Below are 17831 nucleotides of genomic sequence, written 5' to 3' on the forward strand. Positions count from 1 at the left end.
TCACCCCTTAACAAATAAAGGGTACAGGAGTGCAGGTTTGTCGGCTTTACCCTTATGCCAAAATCTTACCATTTTTTAGGGGATGTGTTGACAAAGAACAAATGACAAAAGACATAGGACAACATTAAAGCGTCTTCAAATACTCAATCAACGCCAACTTATCCTCAGCCGCCAACTCGGTGCCATAAACATGACCTTGATTACTATTTGCCGTCACCCTGGTATCATATTTAAATCCCTCTTTCTCCGCCGCTACGCCTTCAGCAACAAAGCCCACTTTTTCCGGATTATACACATCATATCCTCTGTAAAACACCATTGTCCGCTTCTCCGGCATCTCCAATAAATCCGTTAAATAGGGGACAGAACCATTATGCAAATAGGGCGCTCTTAACCACAACCCATCTAAGGCTACAGCCACATATCCATTCGTTTTGCGAAGCTGATCAAAATCCCAATCATACCCCTCGGCAAACTCATTATACGCATCAGCCGCTTCTTGCGTCCACATATCTAAACGATAGCGGTCTGTGCCAATCTCATCAATAGGAATAACGGTTCCGGTTCGTTCGCCACCAAATGCATGACAAGTGGCGCAGTTACTCTCAAAAATTTGACTCCCTTTTGCCGCTAAACCTTGGTCAATTGTGTACGGATATTTCGGCGGCGGTAATTGACGAATATAATCCTCCACCCGCTTTAATCCCTGAATATTAATTGACTCCTTCGTCGCCCCATCACCAATCGCCCCAGTGTTCACAGTTTCTGTGAGTGATGTTTCTAACCCATCCCAATGTAAGGCAAATCCTTCATGTTGATTTCGATTCCAAATCGACATCATATCGGAATTGCCGATTGTGTCATCTAGAGGTAACCCCAAAACTCGAAACTTCACCGGATTAAAGGGGGCAATACGTCCAGGTCCTTGGTCGGGTCGTTCTTCCATCCAGGCAAAGGTTTCTTTAAACTCTAATAACTCTTTCCGGGTGCGGGGAATAATAATAAACCGATAGAGTAATTTGTCAAACAAAGACAGGTCATAATTATAGCTAATTTCATCTAAAATATAGTCGGCATTAAATCGGGTATCCGTGGCACAGTCACCGAGAAAGCGAATATACCCTTGCAGATTAAATTTATTAGAAGGTCCTCCGGGAACAATCGTTGGTTTATCTTTCGGAGTTTGGCGATAGGTGGCACTATGACACAGCGCACAGGTTATCCCTTGGCGGGGAAAGCCAATAATTTTTTTGGAAAAGCCAACGGGTAATTCTTGTCCTTCTTCCCAGGTAATGCCGAGAGAGGTATAACCACCGGGTTTTGGGAGTTTATCGGGAAAAATTCGAGGTAATACTAACCAAATCCAATAGGGAACACCTTCGGCATTTTCGCTGCCAATTGATCCGTATTTAAAATGATCCTCGACTGATTCGTAATAGGTATCTACTTCGCGAAAAAGATTATACCACGCCAGATATCCCACACTACCAATTAGTAATATTAGAATGATTGCGATCGCGGTAATGGTTCGTCCAATTTTTGATGGTGTACTTTCCATAAAATTGCTCCTTTATTTCTTGACTTGAATTAATTCGTAGTCTGTTTCATCAAAAACCTGTAGGGGGAAGCATCCCAGTTAGGCAAATTGAGAGAGTAGAAGGCGACCCTATCTAGAGTAAAAGGAAGAAGATGCTAAGGCAGATAGGAGACAATTTATTATTGATACAGGTTGGTTTCAGCCTTAAATGTCCTAACTTTTATGGCGATAGCTATAATTGAGTGAACTCCAATTATTAAGCAATGCCAGCGGGTCGCCCCTACCTATTCAAATTCTTCCGCAAAAATGACCGATTTAGGAAAACTCTTGGGCGGTTTCTGACATCGCAGGTTGTTGAGTCTTCATCGCCAAGAATAACAGAGTTCCTTGGACAATTATGAAGAATACATCGACTAAAGCAATTGTGAGAAATCCTAAATCTTGCCCAAAGAACAAAACAGCACTCAGAAAAAAGGTAGCGCCTGCGCCGCGTGTGACGACCACTGACATCCAAGCGGTTGCTTTGTAGCGATAAGGATCAATTGCTCCCGGAATATACAAAATACTTAGTTCCAGTAGTAAGAGTCCAGCCGCCCGTACCCAGATAATTGGCACGGGTATTTGCATCTTTAATAGCGAAAGCAGAACGTCTGGGAAAAAGCAGAGGGGAATCACAAAAAACATATTCACCACAATACCTAACCAGACCATGCGACTAAACCATTTTGCATAAGCATTCATGATTTTTGCTCCTGATTCTAAAAAACTTAAAGCGTTTTCAGATACTCAACCAATGCGGCTTTATCCTCCGACGAAAGTTCGATGCCATACAGATGACCCCTGTTACTATTGCCCGGTACAGTCGTGTCAAATTTAAAATACTGCTTCCCCTTCTCTTGGGCAATGGTTGAGACAAAACCGACATTTTCTTGATCAAACACATCATAACCGCGATAGAATACTTGAGGACGGGTGTCTGGAGCCTCTAACAAGTCTCGTAGCGTCGGTACAGACCCATTGTGCAAATAAGGCGATCGCAACCAGATTCCATCTAATGGCATATTGGCATAACCATCGGTCTTACGGAAATTCTTGAACCGTTCCGGCGTCCCTACAAACAGGGTATTTTGATTAGACAGTAACGTGTAGGTATAAGAATCCAACCGATGCGGGTCAGTACTAATTTCCCCAATCGGCGTCACTTTACCCACCTTCGCCCCGCCAAAGGCGTGACAACTGGCACAATTATTTTGATAAATGGGCTGACCCTTAGCTGCTAATTCCTGATTAATCGGGTACGGATAAGCCGGAGAAGGAAGTTCCCACAACCAATCCTCAATCCGTTTAATCCGTTCCAAATCCGCTGTAACTGGTGTCACCCCTGCACCCAACGCCGCACTTAAATTACGTTCATGAACCGATTTATTATCCCCATCCCAATGCAGTTGTAATCCTTCACGGGGTTTTTGATTCCAGATAGAGGGTAAATCCGCCGTGCCAATTTTTTCATCCTCTTCTAACTCGTCCATCGGGAAGCTAAATTGAATTGATTTATAAGGATTAAATGTATCCACTCGTCCTGGTCCCCAATCCGGTTGTTCATTTAAAAAAGCCAGTTGACTTGCTTGAGTAATCAACGCATCTCTCGTTTGGGGAATAACCAGATAACGATAAATCAGCTTCTGAATCGGATTAAATTTTCCCCCTTGGGCATCAATTTCGGCTAAGATTCGGTTAGGAGTGAATCGTTCATCCAAAGCCGTTTTGCCCAGAAACTGAATATACCCTTGTAGATTTACCGTATTTGAGGGCATCGTGGGGATAATTTGAGGTTCACTTTCAGGCGTATCCCGCAGTGAACCCACATGGCAAATCGCACAATTTAAGCCAACACGGTCAATCAAGACGCGACGCTGAGAAAATCCAATGGGACGGTCTTTTCCGGGTTCGTAAAGAAAGCCCAACGATTGATAGCCTTCACTGGGTAATTGGTCAGGAAATACGGCGGGTAAAACTTTCCAAATCCAGTAAGGTACTCCATTTTCTGGTTCACTGCCAATTGAACCATATTTAAAGTGATTATTAATATCATCATAATCGACAGGATTATTTAAGACTAGGGGAGAAACCAAACCAATAATGGCGACGAGGATAACCCCCGCAATCACAATCAATAGTTTCTTAAACGCCTTCCCTGTTGACTTTAATGGCGTTGAGTTGTCCATAATTTTTCATTGGTGATTTGTGATTAGTGATTTGGCAAGCTGTAGAGACGTAGCATGCTACGTCTCTACTCGCCGTTTCCTAAAAAGGTGCAGGGTCAAACACAGTCATAATTTCTGCAATCATTTCATCGGAATTATTATAGCGACTTAACTCATAACAACCCAGGGGATTTTCTAAGGCATTAAGTAAACATTTGTTGCAGTAAGTACAAGGGCGTTCAGGCAAGTCTTTTCCTGCCTTAAACTGATGCACTAGGTCATTATTCGCCACCAAAGGGCGGGCAATACTAACCGCATCACAGAAGTTCTCCTGAATAGCCTGACGAATATAGGACGCCTGTTGAAAGCCTCCAGTACATATCACTGGAATATTCACCTGCTTTTTAATCTCAGCCGCGTGACGAATACTAACCCCCTGATACTTTTGTAGAAGTTCCTGCATCTGTTCAGAACTCACAAACCTCTGGAACGACTCGTTCAAAGCTTGCGCCTTTACCTCTAATCCCTGAATCGGTTGGTCTTGGGTCTGTTTCTGAACCCGATTCCATAAGAATAAGAAAATCGGATGCAACAGGGGAAACCGAAATAATAAATAGTTGCGAAAGGTATGAATCCCACTGGATAACATCAAATCATACCAGCGCATCGCCTCGATGCGGGGAAATTCACCAGGAGGGTTCAAGGGATGAGGAAATATACTCCCCGTAGAAACATGAATTGCATCCACTCCAGCCGCTTCCATCCACTGACAGACTTGAATCGAATCCTCTAGCGTATTCCCTGGTTTTTCCCAGGGAATCACAGCATTATTATACTCCACCGCACTAATCTTGGCTTGAAGGTGAAAGTCATCACCCACTTCCTGACGAATGGCTTTAATAATCTCTAACAAAAAGCGAGCGCGATTTTCTAATGATCCCCCATATTCATCATGGCGGTCATTAATCCCAGAACTGAGAAATTGGGTAATTAAATAACCATTAGCACTATGTAGTTCTACCCCATCCAATCCCGCCTCTCGCGCCCGTCTCGCCCCCGCCGCAAACGCCTGAACTGTTTCTTGAATCTCAGCCTTGGTCATGGCTTGGCATTCAAAACCATGAAACGATTCTGTGATACTGGTTGAACTGAGGGCTTTTAAATTAAGGTTTTCTACGCCACTCACATCCTGCTGACGCCCAGAATGGCTCAGTTGCATGATAAATTTACAGTCGTACTCATGCACCACCTCACCAAGTTTACGCCAGAATGGAATACGGTCATCTCTGTCAATCGTGGCATAATTTGGCAGGATTCGTCCGCGAATTTGTACTGGCGTAAACGATGAAATAATCGCGCCGACGCCTCCCTGGGCAAACTTTTGTTCCCAATTGATTCGGGCTTGGTTTCCGGAACCGTCATAATTATCGAATCTGCCGGAAATATTCGACCGAAAGATGCGATTACTGACGGTGAGGTTTCGGAATGTTAGCGGTTGAAAAATGATATCGTTGTCATTGGTCATGTCATTCGTTATTGCCAGCAGCGGATGTTTATAGAAGATGCAGTGGATACACAGGGTTTAAGGTATGTTGGCATTTCCGGACTTGATTCGTAGGTATGCCTTTTTGTCAGGTGGCGACAAAAATCCAGAATATTCTAATTTTTTGATTATGGCAAATCCTGAAAAAAATGGGGAGGTATTTTAAGTTTTGTTAAAAGTATTCAGGTTTTGTGGCGAATGGGCTGAGGGGTGTTAGCACCATAAGATCAGGAGGTAGGGACAATAAAAGTTAACGGCTGAGAACTCGCAGCCCTTGAATTGGTATAAATTGGGGAGAGTTGAGATTAATTCAGGAAATTTACTCAAAGGGCTTGTCGGAAACAAGATAGAGATTTACTATAAAGACTATTGGTTTTCGTCCCGATTACGCTCCGACAGAATTGTTAAATATTGTATCCAAATAAAAGGAATTAACATCATGGCTAAATCATCCCAATCAGGTCGAGGTCAGCAAAAACCTTGGCATCAATTCCCCGTTCCCTTGGCATTAGTCAAGTTATTCCAGTTCCGGAACCGGCTGCGGGAAGAAAATCTACATGATACCGCAAAATTACCGACCCAAGGTGAGGGGACACAACCTACACCCAGTCCAGAGGGTGACCATCTCAAGATTCGCACAGCCGACGGGAGTTTTAATGACCTGGAACAGCCAGAAATGGGTCGGGCGGGTTCCCGTTTTGGACGCAATGTTCCCCTCCAATACACTCACCCTGACCAAAAGAATTTACTCGAACCCAATCCGCGCACAATTAGCCGCAAATTACTGACGCGGGATGAATTTGTACCCGCTAGCACATTAAACCTACATGCCGCCTCTTGGATTCAATTTCAAACCCATGACTGGTTCGCCCATGGGGGTACATTCGACCAGAAAGTTGAGATTCCTCTAGAAGCCGATGATCCCTGGCCCCAAGACTATCGACCTTTAGAAGTAGGAACAACGTTACCCGACTCAACCCGCCCCGACGAAGATACCAAAAATCCGCCTACCTTTCTGAACCGAGTTACTCATTGGTGGGATGCGTCGCAAATTTATGGCAGTGATCAAGAAACCATTGATAAGCTGCGGACTCATAGTGATGGGAAGCTAATTATTGGCGAGGATGACTTATTACCCATTAACCCTGAAAATGGCGTTGATCTCGTTGGTTTTGATGAAAACTGGTGGGTGGGTTTGAGTATGTTACATACTCTATTTGTCAAAGAACATAACACCGTATGTGATCATCTCAAAAATGAATATCCCGACTGGACAGACGATGATCTGTTCAACCACGCCCGACTGATTAACGCCGCCTTACTCGCTAAAATCCACACCGTTGAATGGACGCCTGCAATCCTAGGACATCCAGCTTTAGAAATTGCTATGAACGCTAACTGGTGGGGATTATTAGGTTCACATGTCAAACGCTTATTTGGGCGCATTGGAGAGGGGGAACTCCTGAGTGGGATTGTCGGCTCAACGACAGATCATCATACTGCCCCCTACTATCTCACCGAAGAATTTGTCTCCGTCTATCGGATGCATCCCTTAATGCCAGATGAGTTTGAATTTTACTCTCTCGACAATGGGGAATTGCGATTTACCGAAAATCTATTTGAAGTATCAGGAAATCGCAGTCGTAATTTAGTCGATAAAGTAGGGATGCCCGATTTATTCTACTCCTTTGGCATTACTCATCCTGGGGCGATTACCTTACATAACTACCCGCGTTTACTACAGCAATTAGTCCGGGATAACGGCGAAGTTTTCGATTTAGCTGCTGTGGATATATTACGCGATCGCGAACGCGGCGTTCCCCGTTATAATCAATTCCGTGAACTCATTGGTCGTGAACGAGTCAAAACCTTTGAGGACATCACCGAGAACCCGCAATGGGCAAAGGAACTCCGGGAGGTTTACAACAACAACATCGACAGCGTTGATTTAATGGTGGGTATGTTTGCCGAAAACCCACCCGCCGGATTTGGCTTCAGTGACACAGCCTTCCGTATCTTTATCCTAATGGCATCCCGACGACTCAAGAGCGATCGATTCTTCACCAAAGACTACACCGCCGAAGTCTATACTCAATGGGGTTTAGATTGGATTGACAACAACAGTATGTTAACTGTCTTGCGCCGCCATTATCCCACCGTCAGCCCCGCTTTATTTGGTGTACAAAATGCCTTTGCTCCTTGGCGTAAAGTCGGTGTTTCGGGGTATTAATTGTTGAGATTGGGCAATAGGGAATAGGGAATAGGCAATGGGCAATAGGTAATCGTAACTAGCGAAGCGTTGCGGCGGAGGTGTGGAGGGGTCGCAACGCCCCTTATAGATCCCCCTCCCGTCCCCCTTAAAAAGGGGGAAGCTAGCGGATGCTTCGCTTTTGTTCCATGGGGGAGACCAGATGTTGCTTCGCTTTTTGTTCCATGGGGAGTATGGGTGGCTAGGACATCGGTCAAGAAACCGGGTTTCTTTGGGTGAAAGGTTGATATTGGTCATCCTCACGAGAAACCCGGTTTCTAGGAATACCAGAAAAAACTAATGGATTTAACCCATAAATTTGAGAGATGAAGGATGAAGTGTTAAGCAAAAATAACAATAAATCGACATACTTTTTTACCCAGTCACCTCCATGAAAAATCTACAAAAATTTTGGCATAATGCCCACAATATAGAACCTCTCCCTGCCGACTATGAATCCTGGACGGCTGCAAAAAAGCAGGACTTGATTTGGCAGCAAAGAATTTTAGCATCCCGCTACGATACCCTACCGCCACTGAAAAAAATTGACGTTATCGGTTTATTTTTTACCTTTTTGAGCATCAAAATGGATCGCTTATCCGATGAAGCACCTCGCAAATGGAACAAAGCCATTCACGCCCACGCCAGTGTTGCTAAGGTTAAGTTGATCCCAACCCAGAATAGTCCATTTACTGGTTTATTTAAAGGTGCTGACTACGGTCTGCTTCGATTATCCCTCACCGGTGATCCCAGCGATCGCGGATTTGCCCCAGGGTTAGCCCTAAAGCTTTTGGTGGATGGCCAACCCTCGGAAAATGTCTCGGCGTTGGTTTCCCTCACTGGTCAAGGTAATAACTATAATTTCTTTGCCAATGAATTATCTAATATCGTTCCCGCAGAAAATGATTTAGGTTCTAAATTGATTAATTCAATCTTCCGCCGCGTCAGCAAATTTCCCCGCAAACTCTATTTGCAAGGCTTTGCCCAAATCGACCAAACGGGTCATCTAGAACCTGATCCCTTTTATCCCTATCGCCTTTTTCTGGTTCCCAATCCCAATCTTCAGTTTCCTGAACAGCCACCCCATGATTTCAGAGATGACCTAGCCACGATTCCGGCTGGAACCTGTTTATTTTCTCTCTATGCTGTTGTTCCCCAAAACGTAGGAGACGAAAACGCCGATCAGAACGCTGATATCATAGACGAGCCAAGTTATCGCCAAAATGCCCAACTTATCGGACATCTGGAAACCACCTCGGAATTTGTGGCATCTTACTACGGTGATAGCCAACTATTTTTTAGACATCAGCGCTTCGCCAATCAATAATCCAGCTTCAACCACCATTGATACTCACAATCAAAGCCTGACTTTTGCCAAGCGTCTAAATCAACCTCAGTTAGTGGCGTAACCTCGGAACAGTGAGGCTGAATTCCTTGACTCAATAGCGCCCAAACCAGACTGCGCGTCACATCAAGTCCCGTTTTCCACCATGATTCTTGATTCCCCGGAATTCCCTTCTCCTGCACCGTATCCACATCCACCCAAATCCCATTTGCTCCCAAAAGAATTTGCGCCATCCACCCCGCTCGTGGTAGATGGGTGGGAGAAGTAATTAACTGAACATGACGCACCCCCCACTGCCGTAAAATCGGAATACCGAAGTAGAAATTACCAAACGTGGAATCCGCACATTTTTCTAACCAAACCTGACCCATGGGCGCGTTATACTTTTGGAATATGAGCAAAATACAGGGTTCATCAGAGCCTTGAGAAATCAAAACCGGAGTTTGGGGATGTTGCTTCACTAACTGAGTCACATAAACCTCCCGGCGAATACTTCCCCCCAAAACAAAGAACGTATCTACAGGTGCAGCGGCTCCTGCCGACAATCTGAAGATACTAGAAAGTAACCCTATACTAAGAATAACGACTAGGCTCAATAGCCCTAAGCCTAACCAGCGTAGTCGTTGCTTAGACAGTAGCCAACGCGCAACCCCTAGCCAATGGCGTGTTATCAATCGTCTCACTGAGGCTTACCACTTGATTCACTCTTACTGCCCGAGGCGAAGACATTGTCTTCATCACCAGGACAATAGGTCAACTGGCACAAAATTTCTGGAAATTAGCCAGATAAGTTGAGTATAGTAGCAATAGACGGATTTGATGCCGCCAGAACCATGCTATCCCTACTCAGGGAATGCTAATTATTGCAGCCAACGACTGGGTACGCTTTGACTGTCCGCTTTAAACCAACCCATAGTCTGTTCGACGTATTTCCCATGAATCAATATTCTAAAACCTTCCCTTGGCTGAAAAGCATCCTCGTAACGGGTGCGATCGCAACAACAGCCACATTATCATGGTTAGCCCCAATTGGCAGCAATCGCTCTGTCTTTGCGGCGCTTGAGGATAGTCCCAAGACGGTTGTTGATGAAGTTTGGCAAATTGTTAATCAGGAATACGTTGATCCCTCGTTCAATCAAGTGGATTGGCAAGCGACCCGTCAACAGCTACTCAACCGCAATTATACGTCCCCAGAACAAGCCTACAAAGCCATTCGCGACGCCCTAGAACCCATCGGTGATCCCTACACTCGCTTTTTAGAACCCGAACAATTCAAAGCCTTAACGGATCAAACAGCAGGTGAACTGTCTGGGGTAGGGATTCGCATGGGTGTGGATGAGAAAACCCAGAAGCTGGTTATTATTGAGCCGATTGAAAATTCACCGGCATTCAAAGCCGAACTTAAATCTGGAGACAAAATTATCGCTATTGATGGCAAATCCACTCAAGGGATGAGTGCGGAAGAAGCCTCGGCGTTAATTCGCGGAGAAGTTGGCTCATCCGTCACTCTGAAAATATCTCGTCAAGGGCAAAATCACTTTGATGTTACTTTAACCCGCGCTCAGATTGAGCTACCGTCTGTACACTATACCCTCAAGCAGGAAGGTCAAATGCGGGTGGGTTATATCAGCATTGATGAATTTAGTTCCCACGCACCTGAACAAATGCAACGGGCAATTCGCAATCTGAATAGCCAAGATGTGAATGGTTATGTTTTAGATTTGCGTGGTAATCCTGGTGGATTATTGTACGCCAGTATTGAAATTGCCCGGATGTGGCTCGATGAGGGTGAGATTGTCCACACCATTGATCGCAAAGGTGGAGAACAGAAGTTTTCGGCGAATCAAAGCGCACTAACTCAGCTTCCCCTGGTTGTTTTAGTTGATGGCAATTCAGCTAGCGCCAGTGAAATCCTAGCGGGTGCGCTGAAGGATAATAAACGGGCGAGGGTTGTCGGTTCGACGACGTTTGGCAAGGCGGTGGTACAGTCGGTTCATTCCTTGTCGGATGGTTCAGGTTTAGCGGTTACGATTTCCCGCTACTATCCTCCCAGTGGTATTGATATTAATCACAAAGGAATTAACCCTGATGTGAAAATTGATTTAACTCGCGCCCAACAGCGGCGTTTGGTTACCCAACCGATGTTACGTGCCACAATCGAAGATCCCCAATATAAGCAAGCGCTTACAGTTCTGGAAAATACGATGCTGGCAGAACGGGGTTTGAATCAGCCGACTGAACCGATTAGTGTTCGCTAAACGTATATCTCCTGTTTATGACACAGGGCGGGTTTTGCTTTTGAGGTTATCGGTAGATAACCAAATTAAACGGCTAAACCCGCCCCTACAATTGACAGACTTCAACCGGACATGATATCAATCATAATCAAATGGCATAATCAAATGGGTCTAACCAAAGAGATTAGACCCAAGTGATCGTTCTATTAGGACTTTTCAAGCCGTTAATTTTTCAGGTTTTAATCTGAGCTTACTACTGTTTACAAAATCCACAGATTACAAAATCCACAGATTCACCGCTTATTGACCCGCATAAATGTGTCTTTCTGGACTTGAGTTGGGTTTCGGTTTTCACCGAATCTAACCCCTTAAGGCTACGCTAGGTTGGTTACTTCTGTGGCAGAGCCAAAGATTGGGGATGATCGTCATCACCTCTGACTCTTCGTTGGTTTTTCTCCAGTTATTGTCTCTGGAGGACGATCTCCATATTCAAAGTAACATGGTTCTCCCTGGCTGCCAAACAGTATTTACCAAAGTTTAGGAGTTGTTACAAATAGCAATTTTCTGGGGGAGAAAAGCGAAAACGTACTGGCTGAATATTAGCCAGCGAAGAACGAACTAGCGTTGCGGTTCCATATCCCCGTACTTAATTAAAAGCGCGATCGCAATACTCACGGCAAAGATTAACACCATACTCAGCGCTGAACCAAATCCCCAGTTTTGGGTTGCGCCCAGAAACTGGTTGTAAATGAGACGAGATACCGTCATGCTGGAAGCCCCCCCTAACAACTCCGGATCAACGAAATCCCCCAAAGCGGTAATAAACACCAGAATCGAACCCGCCGCAATACCGGAAAAGGTTTGGGGTATGGTTACTTTCCAGAACGTTTGCACCGGATTAGCACCCAAATCCGCCGCCGCTTCCAATAAACGCCGATCTAATTTCTCTAAGGACGCATAGAGAATTAATACCATATACGGTAAATAACTATACGCCATACCAATTAATACCGCCGAACTGGTATTTAAGAGTTCCAACGCGGGTAAGCCAATCGAGGTTAAGATGCTATTGAGTACCCCGGTGGGTCGCAGAATCGTAATCCAGGCATAAGAGCGCAACAGGGAGGAGGTAAAATTGGGTAGGATAAACCCTAACAGGAGTAAATTCTGCCAGCGCTTCGGTGCCATCTGAGCAATCCAGTAGGCTACTGGGAACCCCAACACCAGACAAATCGCCATCGTACCTACTGCAAAAAACACGGATCGCCCCATCACCTGCAAATTGATTGGTTCAAAGACGCGCAGATAGTTCTCCAGTCCCGACGGGTTAACAATATCCCCCGGTTTAATATCAGGAACCAAGCTCAACTCGAAGATGATCAGAGTGGGTAAAACCAACAATAAAAACAGCCACAGTCCAGCCGGTCCTAATAACGCCAAGGGTTCTAACCACTGGCGTCTAGAACGGGTGGGTTCTTCGATAAATGGTTCAGCCTGATGATCTTTGGCTGCGGGATTGGGTAAGGAGGTGGGGGAAACTTTTTTGTCGGTAGACACAGTATAAGTATTGATTATGAATTAGTCAGCATTTATAGAAGGAGACAGAGGGCAAAAGTTGGGGTCATTTTAGGCGTTAAAGAAAGTCCTAACCGTTAGGACGACAGCTATAATTAGGCGCTGGTCAATTTAGTCCAATAGCGGTCATAGACGGCTTCAACATCTCCTAACGGTTCCAAATTTTCGCACCGTTCCAGGGCTTCTTCTGGAGGAAATAGACTGGTATCATTTTTCAGGTCAGGCGGTAAGAGATTATAAGCAGCTTTATTGGGCGTCGCAAAACTTAGGCGTTCCACGATGCGTGCGGCGACATCCGGCTGCAACATAAAATTAATCCAAGCATAAGCGCCCTCGACATTGGGAGCGGTTTTAGGAATGGCTAGGGTATCAATCCAGAGAGAGGAGCCACTTTCTGGAAGCGCATAGCGTAAATCTTCATTTTCTGGCATGATTTCCGTGGCATCGGACGAATAACACATGGCAATCTTTAAATCTCCGCTGAGAATCTGGGGACGCCAAGCATCAGATGTAAAAGACGCGATCGCAGGTTTTAAGTCCATCAGGGCTTGATAGGCGGCTTGAATATGTTCCACGTTGGTGGAATTGTAAGAATACCCCAACTTTTTCAACGCCGCACCCATAACTTCTCGCACATCATTGACCAACGTCATCCGTTTTGCCAACTGCTGCTGATACACCCACAGATAATCCCAATCCTCTGGCGGGGGTTGGACTTGCTGGGTATTGTAAATCAAGCCTGTGGTTCCCCAACTGACAGGAACAGAGTGGCGATTCCCCGGATCATAGTCGGCTTGCTGAAAACGGGGAAACAACCGATACATCCCCTCGATGCGGGGTTGGTCGAGTTCTAGCAACATCCCCATATTGATCATCTTTTGCACCATGTACTCCGAAGGATAAATGATGCTATAAGCGCCCCCACCACCCGCTTGCAATCGAGCCAACATCGCTTCATTAGAATCATAGACATCCGCGATCGCTCTAATCCCGGTTTCTTCTTCAAAGCGGTCTAACAAATCTTGGTCAGTATAGCCAGCCCACGTATAAATGTATAACAGATTGGCATCATCTTGACTCCCCGCCGCCGGACGCACATTCGCCAGTCTCCAGCCACACCCTGACAGCGTTAGCCAAGGTAGGGTTAAAGCCGCCGCTTGTAAAAACTGACGGCGGGTTGGTCGTTTTCGGGATGTTGGCTGATTAGTCATTAGTCATTAGTCATTAGTCATTGGTTATTGGTCATTGGTCATTAGTCATTGGTCATGGCTTTAACGCTATTAGCAACCAGTCATTAATAGTCATTGGTCAACAACCAAGGACAACTAAGAATTCCCTGTTCCCTGTTCCCTGTTCCCTAACGAAGAACGAAGGACGAATGACAAAGGACGAACAACAACTTTAGCAATAGCGGACAGATTGTTCTAGGGGCAAAGGTTCCCCAGTTTCAGCATCGGTGTTGTGACAGGCAAACATGATCTTGGGAGGAAGTTTCTCAAATTCGAGATCATTCCCTGTCCCTTGCAGAACATAGCCCCGTAATTCTTTGATGGGTAACTGGGTAAATTCGTCAATATCCGGCGTAAACGAACGCAGGATCAACGAGCCATGAGGTTGACACCCCCCCAAAAGTTTGGCGACAAAGAATTCCTTAATATCCAAATCCGTTCCATACGTTACCTTATGTCCCTGACGATTAAGGTCAATGGCAAACGACTCTCCATCACTATTGAGGAACGTCGCGATCGCACTCGAGTTACAGTGCGACTCCAATTCAGCTAAAAACAACCTGACTCCTGATTGTGCCATAGTAATTACTCCTCTAACGCGATACAATCGGTCGTTGCCCAACGGGCGTACACTGAGGTATGGGGTTCGGGTAGCTTGTTCATAGCATTATTCGGCAGCATAACCGTCAGGCGATCGCCAGTTAGGAGTTCCACGACCAAGTGAACGTGAGTTCCCAGATACATAACATGTTTGAGACGACCTTCAAAGCAATTCACGGTTGAGTTGGGTGGTGAAAGACTCAAGCGAATTTTCTCCGGACGCACGCTAACCACCATTTCCTTAGAGTTACTCATCCATTCTTTGGCGTCAGGGGATTGCACAACCATTTCCAAACCGCTGGACGTGATAATTTGTAGCGTAGAAGAATCGGCAGCGTGCAGGCGACCCTTAAACAGATTCGTATCACCGATAAAATCAGCCACAAAGGGGGTACGGGGACGTTCGTAGATTTCAGTGGGGTTGCCCACTTGTTCAATTTTCCCCGCCTCCATCACGGCAATCCGATCAGACAGGCTCAGCGCTTCTTCTTGGTCGTGGGTCACCATAATAAACGTTAACCCCAAATCCTGATGCAAGTTGGAGAGTTCCACCTGCATTTCTTTGCGAAGCTTAAAATCTAACGCCCCCAAGGGTTCATCCAACAATAGAACAGTAGGACGATTCACCAAGGCTCGTGCTAATGCTACCCGTTGTTGTTGTCCTCCAGACAGTTGAGCGGGAAATCGATTGCTATAAGTTTCCATTTGCACCTGTTTGAGGGCTTGTTTGACTCGCTCCTCAACGTCTGTCCCCTTGAGTTTTTTCAGTCGCAACCCGAAGGCGACATTTTCCGCAACCGTCAGGTGATTGAATAAAGCATAACTTTGAAATACTGTATTGACAGGTCGGCGGTGAGGAGGTATGTGATTCATGGGTTGCCCTTGAATCAAAACCTCACCTGCAGACGGAGACTCAAATCCTGCCACTAAGCGCAGGGTAGTCGTTTTACCGCAACCCGATGGACCGAGAATGCTAAAAAATTCTCCCCGTCGGATCTTCAAGTCAATTCCCCGAACCGCGGTCTCGCCATTGAAAACCTTGAAAACCTTGCGGAGTTCAACATCAAGCTCAGCCGTAGCATCCGGAGCGCGTTGGTCTTTAACGGAAGGTTGAAACATAATAATTCATTCACTAGCGCAAAGTCGCCCTGATTTAACCAATGAAACCCGATCCAATGTGAATTCGTTAATCCTTTTTTTTATACTTGGGTCTATTTTATCTGTCTACTAACCTGGCGGGGTGGCTTCAAAGAATTGACCCGCTAAAAATGCATTCGAGGAAAGGATGCGCTATTATTTCACCTTGATGCGACTGGGTTAACGACCTAGTTTGGCACAGATAAGCCACTTCTGTGAAAAAAGCGTCACAATCAACACTAGACTGAGTACAAACTACTAAAGAGAGTTGAGAAGCCGTTTACTATGACCGTGATTCAGCCCTATTCCGGAGGTCGCCAAACGACACCCCGTACCGTTGGACGCAATTACCAATCGGTCATTGTCATGCTGATTGTCAGTTTGTTCCTAGTCGGGGCAATGGGTTCTCGTTTGGCGTACTTACAGTTGGTTCAGGGAGAACGTAACCGACAACTGGCTGAAAATAACCGGATTCGGCTGGTACCGAAGCAACCAGTGCGGGGCAATATTTTCGACCGTAAGGGCAAAGTGCTTGCCAGCTCTCGCTTGTCTCATTCAGTGTTCTTATGGCCCGTGGCGCTGAAAAAAGATGAATGGCCCCAAACGCGCCAACGTCTATCCCAACTGTTAGATCTTCCCGAAGATGAGATTCAAAAACGAGTCGAACGGGCTGGCTTTGATTCACCCTCGCTGATCCGAATTGAACGGGGGCTTTCACCTGCCCAAATCACCGCTTTACAGGAGTATAGCCATCAACTGGATGGCATCGAGGTGGATATCGAAGCGGTAAGGGACTATCCCAATGGGGATGTAGGTGCTCACGTTTTGGGATATACCGGGGAACTGAATGATCAAGAACTAGGACAACGTCGCGCCCAAGGGTATCGCATGGGCGATGTTGCTGGGAAGATGGGGGTTGAAGAAGCCTTTGAACCAAGCCTGCGAGGAGAATGGGGCGGTCAGCAAGTGGAGGTCGATGGTGCAGGTCGAGTTCTGAGCATTCTGGGTGAGAAAGAGGCAAAATCAGGCAAAGACCTGCAAATTACCCTTGATTTAAAGACCCAGAAGGCAGCCGAAGCCGCATTGGGGAATCAAAAGGGTGCGATTGTCGCCCTTGATCCCAGAAATGGAGCGGTTTTAGCCATGGTTAGCCGCCCTACATTCGATCCCAACATTTTCTCAAGCCGGATTACTCCAGATATGTGGAAGCAATTGCAAGGGAAAGGAAATCCCTTTGTCAATCGGGCGATGCGCGGATTTCCCCCGGCAAGTACGTTTAAGGTGGTGACCCAAACCGCGGGTATGGAGTCAGGGAAATTTGGACCAGGTACCGTGTTGCCCACCTTTGCCGCCCTGAATGTTGGGGGTACATCCTTTGGCGAATGGAACCGTGCCGGTTTTGGCCCGTTGGGATACCAGCAAGCTATGGCGTGGAGTAGTAATACGTTTCATGGTCAAATTGGCAAAGGGGTAGGTGGACCGACTCTGATTAAATGGGCAAGGAACTATGGATTTGGTCAACCCACGGGAATTGAGTTGTCTGAAGAAGCTGCCGGTTTGATTGCGGATGATACCTGGAAGCGGGAGCGCTTCAACTGGGAATGGACAGTGGGAGATACCGTGAATATGTCCATTGGTCAGGGATTTACTCAGGCAACACCCCTGCAAGTGGCAGTCATGTTTGCTGTTCCGGCTAATGGTGGCTATCGAGTTAAACCACATTTACATAAGGACAATGAGGCGTTAAACAATTGGCGGGTGTCAATGGAAATGAAGCCTTCAACGATAGACACACTACGTAAGGGATTACGAGCGGTGGTTGATGGTGGTACGGGACAAGTGTTAAATGTGCCTCATCTACCGCCGGTAGCTGGAAAGAGTGGCACAGCCGAAGCGCCACCTGGAAAGCCTCACGCCTGGTTTGGTGCCTTTGCGCCATTCGATAAACCCGAGATTGTCGTGGTCGCTTTTGCTGAACATTCCGGTGGTGGTGGCGGTTCCGTAGCTGCACCGATGGTTAAGCAGGTGTTGGAAGCTTACTTTGATGCCAAGTCCCCGGACGAGGCAAAGGAAAAGTAGGTAGGGCTGGGGAAGCTGGGGAATCTGGGGAAGCTGGGGGAGTTAGTTGTGAGTTAACTCACAACTCTACCTTACCCTGTTCCCTGTTCCCTGTTCC

13 protein-coding genes are annotated in these 17831 nt (G+C 46.1%); 4 read left to right on the forward strand and 9 right to left on the reverse strand.

The window, feature by feature from the left end; all coding sequences use genetic code 11:
- Positions 1-124 precede the first annotated feature (124 nt).
- The 4 genes from RIB93_RS25815 to RIB93_RS25830 form a co-directional block, all read right to left on the reverse strand.
- On the reverse strand, positions 125-1558 hold the full coding sequence (locus RIB93_RS25815) for a c-type cytochrome (protein WP_446377030.1): 1434 nt from the start codon (positions 1556-1558) through the stop codon (positions 125-127).
- A gap of 294 nt (positions 1559-1852) precedes the next feature.
- A complete protein-coding gene (locus tag RIB93_RS25820) occupies positions 1853-2278 on the reverse strand; it encodes a hypothetical protein (protein ID WP_446377032.1) in 426 nt (141 codons plus the stop codon).
- A gap of 26 nt (positions 2279-2304) precedes the next feature.
- Entirely contained in the window at positions 2305-3762 is a 1458-nt protein-coding gene (locus RIB93_RS25825; protein ID WP_446377034.1) for a c-type cytochrome, read from the reverse strand.
- A gap of 79 nt (positions 3763-3841) precedes the next feature.
- Positions 3842-5266, reverse strand: coding sequence for an NADH:flavin oxidoreductase (locus RIB93_RS25830; protein WP_446377036.1), 1425 nt, complete (start codon positions 5264-5266; stop codon positions 3842-3844).
- Between the two features lie 457 nt (positions 5267-5723).
- Here RIB93_RS25830 and RIB93_RS25835 point away from each other — a divergent pair, with 457 nt between their 5' ends.
- Together RIB93_RS25835 and RIB93_RS25840 are read left to right on the forward strand one after the other, a co-directional pair.
- Complete coding sequence (locus tag RIB93_RS25835; protein WP_446377038.1) at positions 5724-7514, forward strand: peroxidase family protein; 1791 nt, start codon at positions 5724-5726, stop codon at positions 7512-7514.
- A 409-nt stretch (positions 7515-7923) separates the two neighbouring features.
- The gene (locus RIB93_RS25840) at positions 7924-8859 is read left to right on the forward strand and encodes a hypothetical protein (RefSeq protein ID WP_446377040.1); all 936 of its coding nucleotides are present in this window, start codon (positions 7924-7926) and stop codon (positions 8857-8859) included.
- Here the strand turns inward: RIB93_RS25840 and RIB93_RS25845 are convergent.
- Complete coding sequence (locus RIB93_RS25845; protein WP_446377042.1) at positions 8853-9560, reverse strand: YdcF family protein; 708 nt, start codon at positions 9558-9560, stop codon at positions 8853-8855. The genes RIB93_RS25840 and RIB93_RS25845 overlap by 7 nt on opposite strands.
- A 252-nt stretch (positions 9561-9812) precedes the next feature.
- On the opposite strand from RIB93_RS25845, the gene ctpB reads away from it, so the two are divergent.
- Entirely contained in the window at positions 9813-11135 is a 1323-nt protein-coding gene (ctpB, locus tag RIB93_RS25850) for a carboxyl-terminal processing protease CtpB (protein WP_446377044.1), read from the forward strand.
- Positions 11136-11732: 597 nt separating this feature from the next.
- On the opposite strand, the gene RIB93_RS25855 is transcribed toward ctpB, so the two are convergent.
- The 4 genes from RIB93_RS25855 to RIB93_RS25870 form a co-directional block, all read right to left on the reverse strand.
- Positions 11733-12596, reverse strand: a complete 864-nt coding sequence (locus RIB93_RS25855; protein ID WP_446377076.1) for an ABC transporter permease — start codon at positions 12594-12596, stop codon at positions 11733-11735.
- 188 nt (positions 12597-12784) lie between these two features.
- Positions 12785-13900, reverse strand: a complete 1116-nt coding sequence (locus RIB93_RS25860) for an ABC transporter substrate-binding protein (protein ID WP_446377046.1) — start codon at positions 13898-13900, stop codon at positions 12785-12787.
- A gap of 190 nt (positions 13901-14090) precedes the next feature.
- A complete protein-coding gene (locus RIB93_RS25865) occupies positions 14091-14498 on the reverse strand; it encodes a hypothetical protein (protein ID WP_446366789.1) in 408 nt (135 codons plus the stop codon).
- Between the two features lie 5 nt (positions 14499-14503).
- The gene (locus RIB93_RS25870) at positions 14504-15637 is read right to left on the reverse strand and encodes an ABC transporter ATP-binding protein (RefSeq protein ID WP_446377048.1); all 1134 of its coding nucleotides are present in this window, start codon (positions 15635-15637) and stop codon (positions 14504-14506) included.
- A gap of 303 nt (positions 15638-15940) precedes the next feature.
- Between RIB93_RS25870 and mrdA the strand changes: the two genes are divergently transcribed.
- Positions 15941-17734 carry a penicillin-binding protein 2 gene (gene mrdA, locus RIB93_RS25875; RefSeq protein WP_446377050.1) on the forward strand — a complete coding sequence of 598 codons (1794 nt, stop codon included), beginning with the start codon at positions 15941-15943 and terminating at the stop codon, positions 17732-17734.
- The last annotated feature ends 97 nt before the right edge of the window (positions 17735-17831 follow it).

This window comes from Coleofasciculus sp. D1-CHI-01 (genome assembly GCF_040218875.1).
In the GTDB taxonomy this organism is placed as follows: Bacteria; Cyanobacteriota; Cyanobacteriia; order Cyanobacteriales; family Coleofasciculaceae; genus Coleofasciculus.